Origin of the sequence: Collimonas pratensis, assembly GCF_001584185.1 — a bacterium.
Taxonomy (GTDB): Bacteria; Pseudomonadota; Gammaproteobacteria; order Burkholderiales; family Burkholderiaceae_D; genus Collimonas; species Collimonas pratensis.
On record NZ_CP013234.1, the window covers coordinates 727,210 to 742,335 of the forward strand.

15 protein-coding genes and 1 tRNA gene are annotated in these 15,126 nt (G+C 58.4%); 8 read left to right on the forward strand and 8 right to left on the reverse strand.

All coding sequences use genetic code 11. The annotated features are described in order from the left end of the window. Positions 1–18: 18 nt before the first annotated feature. Positions 19–711 carry a protocatechuate 3,4-dioxygenase subunit beta gene (gene pcaH, locus CPter91_RS03305; protein ID WP_061936888.1) on the reverse strand — a complete coding sequence of 231 codons (693 nt, stop codon included), beginning with the start codon at positions 709–711 and terminating at the stop codon, positions 19–21. A 254-nt stretch (positions 712–965) separates the two neighbouring features. Between pcaH and CPter91_RS03310 the strand changes: the two genes are divergently transcribed. After that, the gene (locus CPter91_RS03310; RefSeq protein ID WP_082792578.1) at positions 966–1,802 is read left to right on the forward strand and encodes an IclR family transcriptional regulator domain-containing protein; all 837 of its coding nucleotides are present in this window, start codon (positions 966–968) and stop codon (positions 1,800–1,802) included. Positions 1,803–1,851: 49 nt separating this feature from the next. Here the strand turns inward: CPter91_RS03310 and CPter91_RS03315 are convergent, their stop codons facing one another. Further along, positions 1,852–2,634 carry an IclR family transcriptional regulator domain-containing protein gene (locus CPter91_RS03315; RefSeq protein WP_061936891.1) on the reverse strand — a complete coding sequence of 261 codons (783 nt, stop codon included), beginning with the start codon at positions 2,632–2,634 and terminating at the stop codon, positions 1,852–1,854. A 130-nt stretch (positions 2,635–2,764) separates the two neighbouring features. Between CPter91_RS03315 and CPter91_RS03320 the strand changes: the two genes are divergently transcribed. The 7 genes from CPter91_RS03320 (at position 2,765) to shiA (ending at position 10,055) form a co-directional block, all read left to right on the forward strand. Beyond that, positions 2,765–3,649 carry a 4-hydroxyphenylpyruvate dioxygenase gene (locus CPter91_RS03320; protein ID WP_061936894.1) on the forward strand — a complete coding sequence of 295 codons (885 nt, stop codon included), beginning with the start codon at positions 2,765–2,767 and terminating at the stop codon, positions 3,647–3,649. Beyond that, the gene (locus CPter91_RS03325) at positions 3,642–4,490 is read left to right on the forward strand and encodes a shikimate dehydrogenase family protein (RefSeq protein WP_061936897.1); all 849 of its coding nucleotides are present in this window, start codon (positions 3,642–3,644) and stop codon (positions 4,488–4,490) included. Before CPter91_RS03320 ends, CPter91_RS03325 begins: the two co-directional genes overlap by 8 nt. After that, complete coding sequence (locus CPter91_RS03330) at positions 4,487–5,374, forward strand: sugar phosphate isomerase/epimerase family protein (protein ID WP_061936900.1); 888 nt, start codon at positions 4,487–4,489, stop codon at positions 5,372–5,374. Before CPter91_RS03325 ends, CPter91_RS03330 begins: the two co-directional genes overlap by 4 nt. 77 nt (positions 5,375–5,451) lie before the next feature. Next, complete coding sequence (gene aroQ, locus CPter91_RS03335; RefSeq protein WP_061936903.1) at positions 5,452–5,925, forward strand: type II 3-dehydroquinate dehydratase; 474 nt, start codon at positions 5,452–5,454, stop codon at positions 5,923–5,925. Positions 5,926–6,030: 105 nt separating this feature from the next. After that, a complete protein-coding gene (locus tag CPter91_RS03340; protein ID WP_061936906.1) occupies positions 6,031–7,152 on the forward strand; it encodes a porin in 1,122 nt (373 codons plus the stop codon). Between the two features lie 82 nt (positions 7,153–7,234). Beyond that, positions 7,235–8,581 carry an MFS transporter gene (locus CPter91_RS03345; protein WP_205631651.1) on the forward strand — a complete coding sequence of 449 codons (1,347 nt, stop codon included), beginning with the start codon at positions 7,235–7,237 and terminating at the stop codon, positions 8,579–8,581. Between the two features lie 112 nt (positions 8,582–8,693). Continuing rightward, a complete protein-coding gene (gene shiA, locus CPter91_RS03350) occupies positions 8,694–10,055 on the forward strand; it encodes a shikimate transporter (RefSeq protein WP_061936912.1) in 1,362 nt (453 codons plus the stop codon). Between the two features lie 81 nt (positions 10,056–10,136). Here shiA and ychF read toward each other — a convergent pair whose 3' ends face one another. The 6 genes from ychF to ispE all read right to left on the reverse strand — a co-directional run bounded on the left by ychF (position 10,137) and on the right by ispE (position 15,120). Further along, the gene (ychF, locus tag CPter91_RS03355; RefSeq protein ID WP_014004598.1) at positions 10,137–11,228 is read right to left on the reverse strand and encodes a redox-regulated ATPase YchF; all 1,092 of its coding nucleotides are present in this window, start codon (positions 11,226–11,228) and stop codon (positions 10,137–10,139) included. A 269-nt stretch (positions 11,229–11,497) separates the two neighbouring features. Further along, positions 11,498–12,082: an aminoacyl-tRNA hydrolase gene (pth, locus tag CPter91_RS03360; RefSeq protein ID WP_061936914.1), complete on the reverse strand. Its 585-nt coding sequence runs from the start codon at positions 12,080–12,082 to the stop codon at positions 11,498–11,500. 126 nt (positions 12,083–12,208) lie between these two features. Beyond that, entirely contained in the window at positions 12,209–12,826 is a 618-nt protein-coding gene (locus CPter91_RS03365; RefSeq protein WP_061936917.1) for a 50S ribosomal protein L25/general stress protein Ctc, read from the reverse strand. A gap of 131 nt (positions 12,827–12,957) precedes the next feature. Then, complete coding sequence (locus CPter91_RS03370) at positions 12,958–13,908, reverse strand: ribose-phosphate pyrophosphokinase (protein ID WP_061936920.1); 951 nt, start codon at positions 13,906–13,908, stop codon at positions 12,958–12,960. Between the two features lie 172 nt (positions 13,909–14,080). Beyond that, positions 14,081–14,157 (reverse strand) — tRNA-Gln (locus tag CPter91_RS03375). Between the two features lie 81 nt (positions 14,158–14,238). Then, positions 14,239–15,120, reverse strand: a complete 882-nt coding sequence (gene ispE / locus CPter91_RS03380; protein ID WP_061936923.1) for a 4-(cytidine 5'-diphospho)-2-C-methyl-D-erythritol kinase — start codon at positions 15,118–15,120, stop codon at positions 14,239–14,241. Positions 15,121–15,126 lie beyond the last annotated feature (6 nt).

Genomic DNA, 15,126 nt, shown 5'->3' on the forward strand with positions numbered 1-15,126 from the left:
CTCCGTTTGAAGACCAATTTAAAGGCCCATTGGCGTGGCGTCGCGGCCGCGCAGCACGATGTCGAACTCATAGCCCAGCATCTTGTCATCGACTGTCTGTTCCAGGCTGAAGCGGGCGATCAGCCGTTGTCGGGCTGCGAGATCGGGGATGCTTTGAAAGATCGGATCGTGGTCGAACAGCGGGTCGCTCGGAAAATACATTTGTGTGACCAGGCGTTGCGCGTAGACGCTGCCGAACAGTGAGAAATGAATATGCGCCGGACGCCACGCCTTGTGGTGATTGCCCCAGGGATAAGGGCCGGGTTTGATCGTGACAAAACGATAGCCGCCGTCGTCGTCGGTCAGCATTTTTCCGAAGCCGTAGAAGTTCGGGTCGAGCGGCGCGTCATGCTGGTCGCGCTTGTGCCAATAGCGGCCGGCCGAGTTGCATTGCCAGACTTCGAGCAGCGAATTGCGCACCGGCTTGCCGTCTTCATCGAGGACACGCCCGGTGATGACGATCTTTTCTCCGAGCGGCTCGCCCTGGCCGTGCCTGGTCAGGTCGGTATCGTGCGGCAGGATCAGGCTGAGCGAGACGGCAATGTTGGCTTGCACAGGCTCGGCGGCGCGTATGCGCAACGGCTCCTGGGTCGGGCCGCGTTTGGCGGTGGAGGCATACGGTGGATAAACCAGGGTGGGGTAGATGCCGGTTTCTACGGAGTCGAATCTCACGTCAGTGTTCCTTGTCTGTTGGGTGGCGCGTTGTGCAATGCAATTTTTCACATTGTCTTTTATCGTCTTGCATCAACTGGGAAAATTGGCGTCCCCGGCGATCAATGAAAGTTGTGCGAATGCCGCGCAGGCGAGCAATTTTTCGATAGAGCGATTGCATGATAGGTCTCGCCAATTTGCTCAACAAGACGCTTTTGTGCTGTAGTATCCGGATATCGCCCATATTGTGCGATATGCGCCCAAAAAGAGATGTAATGTCTGAAAAATCAAAAAAACAACATACGGAACAGGGTGTTGAACCGGCTGCGCCCGCCGTTTCCGCGTCCGGGGAAGTGGGACCGTTGAAGCGGGATCTGGTTGCCGGCCTGGAAAAAGGTTTGCAGGTCATCGAAGCCTTCGACCAGGAGCGCTCGCGGCTGACGATCAGCGAGGTGGCGCAGCGCGCCAATCTGACGCGCGCCGCTGCCAGGCGCTATCTGCTCACACTGACCCATCTGGGCTATGTGCGGCATGAACAGAAGGTGTTTTCGCTGACGCCCAAGGTATTGCGGCTGGGCCAGTCCTATCTGCATTCGGCGCGCTTGCCGCGCATCGTCCAGCCCATGCTTTATCGCCTGGCTTACTCGCTGGAAGAGGCGGCATCGGCCGGCGTGCTGGATCACGACGACCTGGTTTGCGTGGCCGCCGTCAGCGCCGGTCGCGTAGTATCGTCGACACTGCAGCCGGGAACCCGGGTGCCGGCGTTTTGCACAGCCAACGGCCGTGTATTGCTGGCCAGCCTGCCGCAGCAGCAGGTTGAGGAAATGCTGGCGCGGCTGCCGCTGGAGCCGATCACCGAGCACACCATCGTCAGCAAGGAGCGGTTATTGCTGGAAATTGCGCGGACCCGGGCCCAGGGTTATGCGGTGGTGGATCAGGAGCTAGAACTGGGCCTGCGGACGATCGCCGTGCCGCTCAAGAATTTTCGTGGGCTCACGGTTGCCGCGATGAACGTCAGCGTGCACGCTGCGCGCATACCGGTCGAGGATATCGTCGAGCGTTGCCTGCCGGCGTTGCTGAAAGCGCAGGTTGAACTGAGCGCATTACTGTAATTCTCTGTTGCTTGATTTTCAGGTAGGGCGGCGACCGATTTTGCGCCGACTACACCCATAGCATCAGGGTATTGGCTGTCGCCTGCAATGCAGGTACGCAGCGCGCGGCGGCTTCGGCTTTGGAGCAGCTCGATGTCATCATCGATACGCTCAAGGCGCCGATCAGTGCGCCACGGCGGCTCTTGATCGGCACTGAAATGCCGCGCAGGCCGATTTCATACTGGTTTTCGGTGATGCAGAAGCCATCCTCGCGGATCGAAACCAGTTCACGGAACAACTGATCCTTGTCGACCACGGTCAGGTGCGTGTAGGCGATCAGCTCGACCCCTTCCAGATAGGTACGCAACTCGTCATCCGGCAACGCCGACAGCAATACCCGTCCGGCGGTCGAGGTGTAGGCCGGTAAGCGGGTGCCTGGCTCGAAGCCGGTGGTCAGCTGCTGCGGCGCGTTGACGCGGCTGACATAAACCACATCGTGACCTTCCAGCACCGAGTAATTGGTGGATTCGTGCAGTTGAAGGGTCAGTCGCTGCAGGAACGGCACGATGGCGCGCGGCAGCCGCGCCGAATCCAGGTACGAACGTCCCAGATTGAGGACCTTGGGCGTCAGCCAGAAGCTGCGGCCGTCGGTTGCCGCCAGGCCGATGTGCACCAGGGTCAGCAGATAACGGCGCGCCGCGCTGCGGCTGAGCGCGACTTTTTCCGCCAGTTCGCTGGCAGTCAGCCGCACCGTATCGTCGTTGAAGGCAGTGATGACGTCGATGCCTTTGATCAAGCCCTCAATTAGATCGCGTTTGGCTACTTCCACTTCAAGCAATTCGGGTTTTGTCATTGTAAATAATCTCAAATATGCGCGTTAATCGCCCCGTTTGCGCGATTAACGCAGTATGGCAGGTTTTTCACCCTATTTTTCTCCGTATCGCGTTCCTATACTTGGCCTGACTATTTAGCCAAGGATCAGCATGACCGTGCAAGAACACAATCCGGAACCGAACAACCCACTCGGCATCGACGGCATCGAGTTTGTTGAATACGCAACCGCGCAGCCGCTGGCGCTTGGCGCCTTGCTTGAACAGATGGGATTTGTCGCTACCGCCCGCCATCGTTCGCGCGAAGTGACCTTGTACCGCCAGGGCACGATGAATGTGATCGTCAATGCCGATCCATCGTCCTTGCCGCTATCAGATATCGATCCGCAAGCAACCGTCATCAGCGCCATCGCGTTGCGGGTGAGGGATGCCGACGCCGCCTATCGCCATGCGATCGACATGGGCGCCTGGGGCATCCAGACCCGCGCCGGGGTGATGGAATTGAATATTCCCGGCGTGCATGGGGTAGGCGATTCGATCCTGTACTTTGTCGACCGCTTCCGCGATTTCTCGATCTACGACGTCGACTTCAAGCCGATCCTGAACGCTCCGGTGAATCCTCCGGCATTGGCTGGCCTGCATTTTTTCGGCGTGGTGCAAACCATTGGCCGCGACCGCGCGCCCGAATGGATCGATTTCTACCAGCAACTGATGGATTTCCGGCCGCTGCCGCAAGGCCGCTATTTTGGCGTACTGCCCAAGGGCGTGCTGCTGGAAAGTCCATGCCACGGCTTTTATTTGCAGCTGGTGGAGCCGCCGGAGGGCGCTGCCGGCCTGCAGTGGGATGAGCAAATGGTCCGGGTTGGCCTGGGCGCTCCCGACGTGCTGGAGGCGGTGCGGCAACTGAAGCAGCGCGGCATAGTCTTCATCGATCGCGAACCGGCGCAAGCCAGCGAAAAGGGCGCATTGACGCAGCTGTACAAGAGCGGCATCAGTTTCGAGCTGGTCGTCAGCCGCCAGGAGAACCAGCATGCTTGAGATTTCCGGCGCTACGCGCATTTTTCCCGTCATCGGCTGGCCGGTCGAGCAAGTCAAGGCGCCGGCATTGTTCAACGCCTACTTCAAACGCCACGATATCGATGCCCGCGTGATTCCGCTGAAGATCGCGCCGGCATCCTATTGCGCAGCGGTACGCCTGTTGATGGCGGCGGAAAACGTCGGCGGCATCCTGGTGTCGATTCCACATAAGCCGATGAGCGTGGCAGCAGTCGATCAGCCGACTTCCCGCGCTGTGCTGGCCGGCGCCTGCAATGCGATTTTCAGGGGCGAGGATGGCCAAACCTTGGTCGGCGACCTGATCGACGGCGAAGGATTCATCCGCGCATTCGATCGCACCTGCGGCAGCACGCAATTCAATTGGCCGAACGCCAGGGCCTTGGTGGTCGGCAGCGGCGGCGTCGGCTGCGCGGTAGCGGCAGCGTTGGCGGCACGCGGCATCGGCCATGTTGCCATTTACGACACGCGTATCGAGCAAGCCGAAGGGTTACGCCAGCGCCTGCAAAAAATCTTTTCGAAGACTGAGGTGAGCATCGGCAAGCCAAGCGCCGAAGGATACGACCTGGTCGTCAATTCGACTCCGCTCGGCATGAGCCAGGACGATCCGCTGCCGCTTGACTTGAACGGCGTCAAGGCGTCCTGCATCGTCGCCGACTGCGGCATGAAGATCGAAATGACCCGCTTGCTGGTGGAAGCGCAGCGGCTGGGCTGCCGCATCCAGAAGGGCCGCGAAATGATGATCGAGCAGGCGCCGCTGTATCTCGAACTGTTTGGCTGGCCGGGTGTGTCGTCCGATGCATTCCGTGCGCTGGAGGCAATATGAACCTGAGCAACTTTGGCATGGACAGCATCACCCTGGCCGGCCCGCTGGAATCGAAACTGAGCGCTTCCAAAGCTGCCGGATTTTCGCAGATCATGCTGTGGGCCAAAGACCTGGCCGGCCATCCTGGCGGCCTGGAGCAGGCTGTGCGGCTGGTCAAGGCAAGCGGGATACGCGTAACCGGCATCCAGGTCATGCGCGATTTCGAGGGTTTGTCGGGCGCCTTGCACGAATACAAGCTCGACATTGCCAAGAACATGCTGCAAGTGTGCAAGGCAGTTGGCGCGCCGTTGCTGATGGTGTGTTCCAGCACATCTAGCCACGCCAGCGGCGATATGCCCGTGATCGCGCATCATCTCGCCAAACTGGCGACCCTGGCGGTGCCGCTTGGGGTGCGCGTCGGTTACGAAGCATTGTCCTGGGGCCGTCACGTCAACCATTACACGGAGTCGTGGGAAGCGGTGGAAATGGCCGACCACGCCAACCTGGGTGTCGTGATCGATTCGTTCCACATACTCGCCAACCAGGCTGATCTGGACGGCCTGGAAGACATCCCAAGCCACAAGATCGCGATGGTGCAACTGTCCGATTTCATGTGGCGCGATATCCGCAGCGCGGAAGAACGGTTGGAAACGGCGCGCCATCTGCGCGTGTTTCCAGGCGAGGGCGCGCATTCGAAGGAATTGTCCGATCTGCTGCGGCGTCTGGATCGGGGCGGCTATCGAGGCGATTACAGCTTCGAAGTCTTCAACGACGATTACCTGCAACTGTCGCCGGACATTGTCGCGCGCCGCGCGCACCGCGCCGCCAAATGGGTCACCGATCAGGTCCTGAGGCGCAGCTTGCAGGTGCGTCAACCGACGGCGGGGCATCCGACGATGGCATAGACGCCAGACATTCATGAAAGCAGCTGCCAATAACAAAAACAATGCAGCGCCATAAAGCTAAAAAATCAGGAGACAGCATGACCCCGCACCCAAAATCCGTTCTGGTTCTGAACGGACCTAATCTCAACCTGCTCGGCCGCCGCGAACCGGCCGTATACGGCGCGCAGACACTGGCCGATGTCGAAGCCATATGCCGCGATGCCTGCCGGACGCATGGCTTCACGCTCGATTTCCGCCAGTCCAATCATGAAGGCGTGCTGATCGACTGGATCCACGAAGCGGGCGCCGCTCAGGCTGCCGGCACGCTGGCAGGCGTAGTGTGCAATGCCGGCGCGTACTCCCACACCTCGGCAGCACTACATGACGCAATCAAGGGCGCCGCCGTACACCTCATCGAATTACATATCTCGAACGTCCATGCGCGCGAAGCGTTCCGCCAGCACTCATGGCTGTCGCCGGTAGCGCAGGGAGTGCTGGCCGGCTTCGGCGTCAACGGCTATGCATTGGCGATTGCCGCACTGGCGATGCGGCCGGCGGCATCAAAGCAGTAAGTAATACGGAGGCCCCTCGCTTCGTGCTCCCGAGGGGGAAACCGCTGCACGCGTCTTGCAGTGCATCGGAAGATCAAACATAAAAATAAATCATACGGAGATGTCATGAAGAGAAAGTTAGTCGTTGCCGGCTGCCTCGCCGGTTGTTCCGCGGTTGCGCAGGCCGATTCCAACGTTACGTTGTATGGCGATATCGACCAATACATTGGCTACATCCACAGCAGCAGCGGCAACAGTGTCACTGGGCTGAACGACGGCGCCATCCTGCGCAGCCGCCTTGGCTTGCGCGGCGTGGAAGATCTGGGCAGTGGTTATCAGACCAAGTTCACGCTGGAACAAGGATTGAACGCCAACACCGGCGCGGCAGCGGACTCCAGCCGCCTGTTTGACCGTCAGGCCTGGATCGGCATGAATACGCCGGTGGGTGAATTTCGTATCGGGCGCCAGAACACCATCATCTTCTTCATCGGCGGCGCCATCGATTACACCGAGCGCACCACCTACGGCTCAGTCATCAATACCTTTGGCGTGCCGTCGCGCTATGACAATGACATCTCTTACAAGTCACCGCGCATTGCAGGTTTCCAGGCCGACGCACACTACGCGCTCACCGAGACCGCGGGCGAAAGTGTCGGCACGCGCGGCGTGTACCAACTGGGGCTTGACTATACCAATGGCCCATATCGCGCAGGTTATGCCGGATTGTGGGCCAAGCCGGCAGCGAACGCTACTTATTCGCAGATGGTGGTCTATCACAATGTCTATGCCGACTACGATTACGGCCACGGCAAACTGTACTTCGCCTATGTCCGCAGCAACAACGTGACAGCCAGCGCCAACGGCAATACCGCGGCGGCCATCCTCAATAATGTCAGCATCCCGAACAATGCATTTCCCGGCACCAACACTAGTGTGCAACGCATGTACAACATCTATCAGGTATCGGCTGACTATCGCATCAATCCGCAACTGCGGATCGGCGCCTTGTACGGTGTGATCAGAGATTCGTCCGGAGGAGATGCCGGCGCGCAGGGCGGCAACGTCGGTGCGTATTACGACTTGTCGAAGCGTACTACCTTGTACGGTTTCGGCAATTACATGAAGAACGATGCCAATGCCGGCTTCCGTTTCAGCGGTTCCGCCGGCCCCACGGCCAACCTGGCAGGGGCCGATATCAACGGCAAGAGCCTGATCGGCTTGCAAGCCGGCATCCTGCATCGGTTCTAGACGGTTTTTTTCAATGCCGGCGTGACGAAAATCACCACACTGCATGCCAAGAAAATATACTCACAGTTCACAGAAGGTCGTTATGTCTACCTCTACACTATCGCAACAAAAAATGCCCGCCAAGGCAGCTGCCGCCGCAACGCAGCCGACAACGGCGCACTCTCCGCGCAAGGCGGCGCTGGCCAGCTGGATCGGCAGCGCCGTTGAATATTACGATTTTTTTATCTACGGCACCGCAGCAGCACTGGTGTTCGGCAAGATTTTTTTCCCATCGTTCGATCCGGTGGCTGCCACCGTTGCTGCGTTTGCCACGTTCGGTGTCGGCTATGTCACGCGGCCGATCGGCGCCGTGTTGCTGGGCCATATCGGCGATCGCTATGGCCGCAAGAAAGTGCTGACCTTCACCTTGCTGTTGATGGGCGTTTCGACCTTCACGGTCGGCTTGCTGCCGACTTACGGTCAGATCGGTATTGCCGCGCCGGTCATGCTGGTCATCTTGCGCATGCTGCAAGGCGTGTCGGCAGCGGGTGAGCAGGCCGGCGCCAATTCGATGACGCTCGAACATGCACCATCGCATCGGCGTGCTTTCTTTACCAGCTTCACCTTGAGCGGTACCCAGGCCGGGCTGATCCTGGCAACCCTGGTGTTCCTGCCGATTTCGGCGCTACCCGAAGACCAGTTACTGTCATGGGGCTGGCGCATTCCATTTTTTCTGAGCGCGATCGTGGTGCTGGTCGGTATCTGGGTGCGTCGTACCTTGCCGGAGACGCCTGCTTTCGAACAGGAAAAGTCGCATCAGAAGGCCAAGCTGCCGCTTGCGGTGCTGTTGCGCGATCACAAGAAGAATCTGGCGCGGGTCATCTTCGCCGCCCAGATCTCGGTGGTGAGCACCATCTTCAGCGTATTCACGCTGTCATACGCGGTAAACACCATGCATATCGCTCGCGCAACGATGCTGACGGTGCTGATTCTGGCCAATGTCGTGGCGCTGGCCGCAATCCCTGCCTTTGCTGCACTGTCGGACCGTATTGGCCGTAAGCCGGTATTCATTTTTGGTGCGCTCGGCTCGGCCTGCTTGATCTGGCCGTATCTGTGGTGCATCAGCCAGGCGAATATTCCGCTCATCTTTGTGTTCGGCCTGCTGTTGTCTGGTGTCGTCTATAGCGCCGCCAACGGCATCTGGCCGTCTTTATACGGCGAGATGTTCAATACCCAGGTGCGCCTGTCGGGCATGGCGATCGGCACCCAGATTGGCTTTGCGCTGGGCGGCTTCGCACCGACGATCAGTGCAGCAATCCTGGGAGACGGTGTGCACGGCTGGATGCCGGTGGCGATATTCGTGAGCGCTACTTCAATCATTTCCGCGATCTCGGTGGCGACGGCGCGAGAAACCTATCGCACGCCGATGAGCGAACTGGGAAAAAGTTGAGCATCCGGGAAATCATCGGCGTTCCGTGGTTGGGATTGCGTACGTGATGCGTCGCAATTCCAGCGATAATGATGTTAAGGGTGCATGATTCCGTATGTATGGAGACGCAGCAATGACAGCAAAAAATATGAAGGCCGAACAAATCAGCGCGAATCGAAAATCCCGCAAGGCAGCTTTCGGCAGCTTCGTCGGTGCAGTGGTCGACTGGTATGATTTCCTGCTTTACGGCATTACCGCGGCACTCGTATTCAACACACAGTTCTTTCCCAATACCAGCCCGACGATCGGTACACTTGCCGCGTTTGCCACGTTCGGCGTCGGCTTTCTGTTCCGGCCGCTGGGCGGCATTGTTTTCGGACATTTTGGCGACAAGCTGGGTAGAAAACGCATGCTGGTGATAACGGTGATGATGATGGGGGTCTCCACTGCGCTGATCGGATTGCTGCCGACCTATGACAGCATCGGCTGGTATGCGCCGCTGGCGCTGGTCGTGCTGCGGGCGTTGCAAGGTTTCGCGGTGGGTGGCGAATGGGGCGGGGCGGCGCTGATGGCGGTTGAAAGTGCGCCGGAAGGCAAGAAGGCGTTTTACAGCAGTGGGGTGCAGGTCGGCTACGGCGTTGGTCTGGTTCTGGCAACAGGTATCGTCTCGATTCTTACCCATAAGCTCGGCAACGATGCATTCATGTCGTGGGGCTGGCGCATTCCTTTCCTGGTCAGTATTGTCCTGGTGCTGGTTGCAGCATGGATTCGTTCGACGATGGAAGAGTCCGAGGAATTTGTCAAAAAGGTGGGCATCCGCGGTGAGCGTACCGAGAAGATACCGGTGCTGACCGCACTGCGCAATCACCCCGAGAGCTTCTTGCTGATCATCGCACTGCGTATGGCCGAAATGTTCACGATGTATATCGTGACCGCCTTCGCACTGGCTTATTCGACCAAGAATCTGGGCATGTCGCGCGATCTGTTCCTCAACATCAGCCTGCTGGTTGGCGCAGTGAGTTGCGTGACCATCCCGATTTTTGCCATCCTGGCTGATCGGATTGGCCTGAAGCGCGTGTATGTCACTGGCGCCATCATCGGCCTGCTTTCGTCGGTGCCGTTCTTCCTCGCCATGGAAGCGCGCTCGATCGTCTGGATCGTGATCTTTTCCGTGTTGCTCGCCAATATTGCGCACGATATGGTGGTGAGTGTGCAGCAACCGCTGTTCACCGAGTTGTTCGGCGCCGAATATCGTTACAGCGGCGCCGGTGTCGGCTATCAATTCGCCAGCGTGGTCTGCGGTGGTTTCACGCCGTTCATTGCTACCGCACTGCTTGGCGTCGACGGCACATGGCATGCCGTGGCGGCGTATCTCGCTGGTGGCTGTCTGCTGTCGGTAATCGTCTCCTGGCGTATGACGGCAGGAAGTTTCAAGCCGCTAGCCAAGGTAACCAGGCCTTACTCACATCCGGCCGCATCGAAATCAGTGATCTGATTTACCGGCCGCAAATGAAAAAAGCCCGCTGCGATCCCCCGTTTCCAGGGAGTCGCAGCGGGCTTTTGCAGATACGCTAAATCAGACGTTGAACAGGAAGTTCAACACGTCCCCATCCTTGACCACATATTCCTTGCCTTCAGCGCGCATCTTGCCGGCTTCCTTGGCGCCTTGCTCGCCCTTGTGGCTGATGAAATCGTCGTAGGCGATGGTCTGGGCGCGGATGAAGCCGCGTTCGAAATCGGTGTGGATCACGCCGGCTGCCTGCGGGCCGGTGTCGCCGACATGGATGGTCCAGGCGCGTACTTCCTTGACGCCGGCGGTGAAGTAGGTCTGCAGGCCGAGCAGCTTGAAGGCGGCGCGGATCAGGCGGTCCAGGCCAGGTTCTTCCATGCCCATGTCGGCCAGGAATTCGTGCTTGTCGGCTTCGTCGAGATCGGCGATTTCCGATTCGATCGCTGCGCAAATGGCCACGATAGGGGCGTTCTGCGAAGCGGCGTAAGCGGTCAGCTGATCCAGCAGCGGGTTATTGGTGAAGCCGTGGTCGGAGACGTTGGCAACATACATGGCAGGCTTGGCGGTGATCAGGCACAGCGGCTTGATCAGGGCCATTTCTTCGGCGTCGAGGCCGCAAGCGCGCACCGGCTTGGCCTGGTCCAGCTCCGGCATCAGGCGTTCCAGCAGGGCCACCAGCTTGGCGGCATCCTTGTCGCCGGAGCGGGCTTTCTTGTTTTCGCGGTGGATGGCTTTTTCCACCGTGCCCATGTCGGCCAGCGCCAGTTCGGTCTGGATCACGTCGATGTCGTCCAGCGGATTGATCTTGCCGGCGACGTGGATCACGTTGTCGTCTTCAAAGCAACGCACCACGTTGACGATGGCGTCGGTTTCGCGGATGTGGGCCAGGAACTGGTTGCCCAGGCCTTCGCCCTTGGAGGCGCCCGCCACCAGGCCGGCGATGTCGACGAATTCCACAGTTGCCGGCAGGATGCGTTCCGGCTTGACGATCTCGGCCAGCGCCTTCAGGCGTGGATCCGGCACCTCAACCATGCCGACGTTTGGCTCGATGGTGCAGAAAGGGTAGTTTTCCGCCGGAATGCCCGCTTTGGTCAGGGCATTGAAGAGGGTGGATTTGCCGACGTTTGGTAGGCCGACGATGCCGCATTTGAGACTCATGATTTGGACTTTACAGAGTGAAGTATTGAATTAACCCGCTATTTTACCGGAAGCCGATGCTGAGGCCCTGTCAGGAAATAAATTGAGCATTTGGGCGGCCGTAGCTGGCGCGCTGCTGCCGCTGTTACGTTCGCCACCACTTGCAGTGCTCGCACTGCGGCGCGTCGGGCGCCTTGCATCGCATCCAGCTACGACCGCCCAAATGCCCAATTTATCCCCTAACAGGCCCTTAAACCGTAAGCAATCGGTTTAAAGGCTGGCAGCAATTTTTATCTGGCGGTATGCAACTGCATGGTCGCCGCTTCGAACTTGCCTTCGCACAGCATGGGAATGATCTGCAGGCTGTCGGTAATTGCCTCTTCGATCAGCACTTGCTCATCCTTGCGCGGCCGGTGCAGCACGAAATCGGCGACCACCTGCTGCAGGTTAAGCGTGCGCGGATGGCCTATGCCCAGCCGCAGGCGCCAGTAATCCTGGGTGCCGAGCGCGGCCGTGATGTCTTTCAAGCCATTGTGGCCACCCGAGGAGCCGCCTTTTTTCAGCTTGGCGCTGCCGGGCGGCAGGTCCAGCTCGTCATGCACTACCAGGATCTCTTCCGGCGCTATCTTGTAGAAGCGCGCCAGGCCGCCGACCGACTGGCCGGAGCGGTTCATGAAGGTCTGCGGCTCCAGCAGCCAGACTTCCTGGCCGGCGATGCTGCTCTTGGCGAGGAAGGCGTTGAAGCGCGCTTCCCGCGCCAGCTTGCAGCCGAGATCGTTGGCCAGGTTATCGACCAGCCAGAAACCGGCGTTGTGGCGCGTTTGTTCGTATTCCGGACCGGGATTGCCGAGGCCGACGATGAGGCGGATGGACATGGTTGCTTGATTTTCGTATAAGTGGCTAGCGCAGATTATAGAAGATGCGGAGGCCAACAATAAAAAACCCGCCACGAAGGCGGGTTTTTCAGCCAGAAAATAAGCCTCTGGCAAATACAGCGACTATTACTTCTTGTCGGCAGCGTCAGCAGCAGGAGCGGCAGCAGCTTCGGCTTCAGCTTCGACCTTGCCTGCAGGGATCGATGCAGTAGCGATAGTCAGGTTTTCTTGCGATACAGCCGAAACGCCCTTAGGCAGCTTCAGGTCAGCCAAGTGGATCGAATGACCGACTTCGATGCTGGTCAGGTCGACTTCAACGAACTCTGGCAGGTCAGCTGGCAGGCAAGTGATTTCCAGTTCAGCCAGAACGTGGCTGATGATGGCGCCGGACAGTTTCACTGCAGGAGCAACTTCTGCATTGATGAAGTGCAGCGGGACCTTGACGTGGATTGCCTGTTTGGCATCGACGCGCTGGAAGTCAGCGTGCAGGACCAGTTGCTTGTATGCGTGGACTTGGAAGTCGCGCAGCAGAACTTTCTGTACCGCGCCGTCGATTTCGAGGTCGAGGATCGAGGAGTGGAAAGTTTCTTTTTTCAGCGCGTGGTACAGCGCATTGTGGTCCAGCGAGATATTGACCGGCGCGTCGGAACCACCATAAACGATACCTGGTGTTTGGCCAGCATTGCGCAGGCGGCGGCTCGCTCCGGTCCCCTGCTCTTTGCGTACAAATGCGATTACTTTCATTTTGAAGCTCCATTGTGTGCCGGATAGAAATCCGGCGGTAAAAACCCTCCGCGACCAGAGGGTTTTGTTAACCTGCTACGTCCGCCTTTCGGCTGGCGCAGCAGGGAATACGAATTCAGTATGCTGAATATTTACTCAGCAAACAGCGACATCACCGAATCGCCCTTGGTGATACGCTTGAACGTTTCGGCCAGCAAGCTGGCGCATGTCAGCTGGCGGATCTTGCCGCAAGCCTTGGCTTCCGCCGACAGCGGGATGGTGTCGACCACGACCAGTTCATCCAGCGGCGAATTGACGATGCGCTCGAGGGCAGGGCCGGACAGGACCGGGTGCGTACAGTAAGCAACCACTTTCTTGGCGCCGCGCTCTTTCAACACTTCGGCGGCCTTGGTCAGGGTGCCGGCGGTATCGACCATGTCATCCATGATCACGCAGTTGCGGCCTTCGACTTCACCGATGATGTTCATGACTTCCGACACATTCGCCTTCGGACGGCGCTTGTCGATGATCGCCAGGTCGCAGTTCAGGCGCTTTGCCAATGCCCGGGCGCGCACCACGCCGCCGACGTCCGGCGAGACGACCAGCAGGTCGTCGTAGTTCTTGCTTACCAGGTCGCCCAGCAAAATCGGCGATGCGTAGATGTTATCTACCGGAATATCGAAGAAACCTTGAATCTGGTCAGCGTGCAAGTCCATGATCAGGACCCGTTCGACGCCGGCTTCCTGCAGCATGTTGGCCACCACCTTGGCGGAAATCGCCACCCGCGCCGAACGCGGACGACGGTCTTGCCGTGCATAGCCGTAGTATGGGATCGCGGCGGTGATGCGGCCGGCGGATGCACGCTTGAGCGCATCGACCATCAACATGATTTCCATCAGGTTGTCGTTGGTCGGCGCGCAAGTCGATTGCAGCACGAACACATCCTTGCCACGTACGTTCTCGTTGATCTCGACCATCACTTCGCCGTCGGAGAATTTGGTAACGTTGGCTTTGCCTAGCGGAATACCGAGTTGCTTGACAACTCCAATAGCTAGTTCCGGGTTTGCGTTGCCGGTAAAAACCATCAGGTTTTCGTTTGCCATGGAGTTCCCTGGATACTGTCGTTAAAAAGTTGAAAAGCCGACAATGCCAGACTGGTGCAGTCTTGCGTTGGCGGCTTATGTATTCGCTGTGTGCAGTGTTGTATTTCTGATGCGGGTTAACTTATTGCCGCTATAAGACTAGTGCCTGCTGGACATTATTGTCCGTATTTAATGGCAGGGGAAGAAGGATTCGAACCTTCGAATGCTGGAATCAAAATCCAGTGCCTTAACCAGCTTGGCGATTCCCCTACGCAACTTGTTGTCTATCATAAATCCGCGCCAGCACTATCTGCTGCGCTTGAATCTGATGCTAAACCGAATTCTGTACAACTAACTTTCCAACAATCCGGCGAGAGGATGTTCCTGCATCGCCTTGGCTTTCCATGCTTTCCACTGGGAAGGCACCGATTTCAGCACCTTGTCAGCATCGTGTTCTTCGGTAAACGCACAAAAAACACAAGCACCTGAACCGGTCATCCTGGCTTCTCCGTAATTGCCCAGCCACTTGATGGCTTCTGCAACTTCCGGGAACTTGCTTACCGCCACGGCTTCCAGATCGTTTTTTCCGAAGAGCTTTTTAGTACCTATCGAAAAGTCCGTCATTTTGACGGGTTTCGTACTCCTTGTCAATTCCGAAGATGAAAAAATTATTTCCGTCGGAATCGTTACGCCGGGCTGAATTATAACGAACCATAGCCCGGGGGTGTCAAGCTTTTGTAGAGATTCTCCTATGCCTTCCGCGAAGGCATTCCGGCCGAACAGAAAAAACGGCACATCGGCGCCCAGTTGCAGGCCCAGATCCATCAGTTCCTGGCATGACAGGCCGCCTTGCCACAGATGATTGAGCGCCATCAGCGTGGTGGCTGCGTCGGAAGAGCCGCCGCCCAGTCCGCCGCCCATGGGCAGGTTTTTTTCGATGCCTATATTGGCGCCCAGCGGCGTGCCGGCAAGTGCGCTGTTTTTTTGCCGGAGCGCGCCTTGCAGCAAGCGGGCGGCGCGGACGATCAGGTCGCTTTCTTCCGGCACGCCCGGAATCTCGGTGCTGCGCCGGATCTGATCGTCATCGCGCAATTCAAAATGCAGCAAGTCATTGAAATCGACCAGCTGGAATACGGTTTGCAACAGATGATAGCCGTCCGGCCGGCGGCCGGTGACATGCAGGAATAAATTCAGCTTGGCTGGCGCCGGGCAGTTGTTCAGCGTACGGGTCATTGCGTG

Bases quoted from the DNA above. Each gene is read 5' to 3' on its own strand.
- CPter91_RS03310 (WP_082792578.1), top strand. From the start codon at position 966: ATGTCTGAAAAATCAAAAAAACAACATACGGAACAGGGTGTTGAACCG.
- CPter91_RS03315 (WP_061936891.1), bottom strand. From the start codon at position 2,634: ATGACAAAACCCGAATTGCTTGAAGTGGAAGTAGCCAAACGCGATCTA.
- CPter91_RS03320 (WP_061936894.1), top strand. From the start codon at position 2,765: ATGACCGTGCAAGAACACAATCCGGAACCGAACAACCCACTCGGCATC.
- CPter91_RS03325 (WP_061936897.1), top strand. From the start codon at position 3,642: ATGCTTGAGATTTCCGGCGCTACGCGCATTTTTCCCGTCATCGGCTGG.
- CPter91_RS03330 (WP_061936900.1), top strand. From the start codon at position 4,487: ATGAACCTGAGCAACTTTGGCATGGACAGCATCACCCTGGCCGGCCCG.
- aroQ (WP_061936903.1), top strand. From the start codon at position 5,452: ATGACCCCGCACCCAAAATCCGTTCTGGTTCTGAACGGACCTAATCTC.
- CPter91_RS03340 (WP_061936906.1), top strand. From the start codon at position 6,031: ATGAAGAGAAAGTTAGTCGTTGCCGGCTGCCTCGCCGGTTGTTCCGCG.
- CPter91_RS03345 (WP_205631651.1), top strand. From the start codon at position 7,235: ATGTCTACCTCTACACTATCGCAACAAAAAATGCCCGCCAAGGCAGCT.
- shiA (WP_061936912.1), top strand. From the start codon at position 8,694: ATGACAGCAAAAAATATGAAGGCCGAACAAATCAGCGCGAATCGAAAA.
- ychF (WP_014004598.1), bottom strand. From the start codon at position 11,228: ATGAGTCTCAAATGCGGCATCGTCGGCCTACCAAACGTCGGCAAATCC.
- pth (WP_061936914.1), bottom strand. From the start codon at position 12,082: ATGTCCATCCGCCTCATCGTCGGCCTCGGCAATCCCGGTCCGGAATAC.
- CPter91_RS03365 (WP_061936917.1), bottom strand. From the start codon at position 12,826: ATGAAAGTAATCGCATTTGTACGCAAAGAGCAGGGGACCGGAGCGAGC.
- CPter91_RS03370 (WP_061936920.1), bottom strand. From the start codon at position 13,908: ATGGCAAACGAAAACCTGATGGTTTTTACCGGCAACGCAAACCCGGAA.
- ispE (WP_061936923.1), bottom strand. From the start codon at position 15,120: ATGACCCGTACGCTGAACAACTGCCCGGCGCCAGCCAAGCTGAATTTA.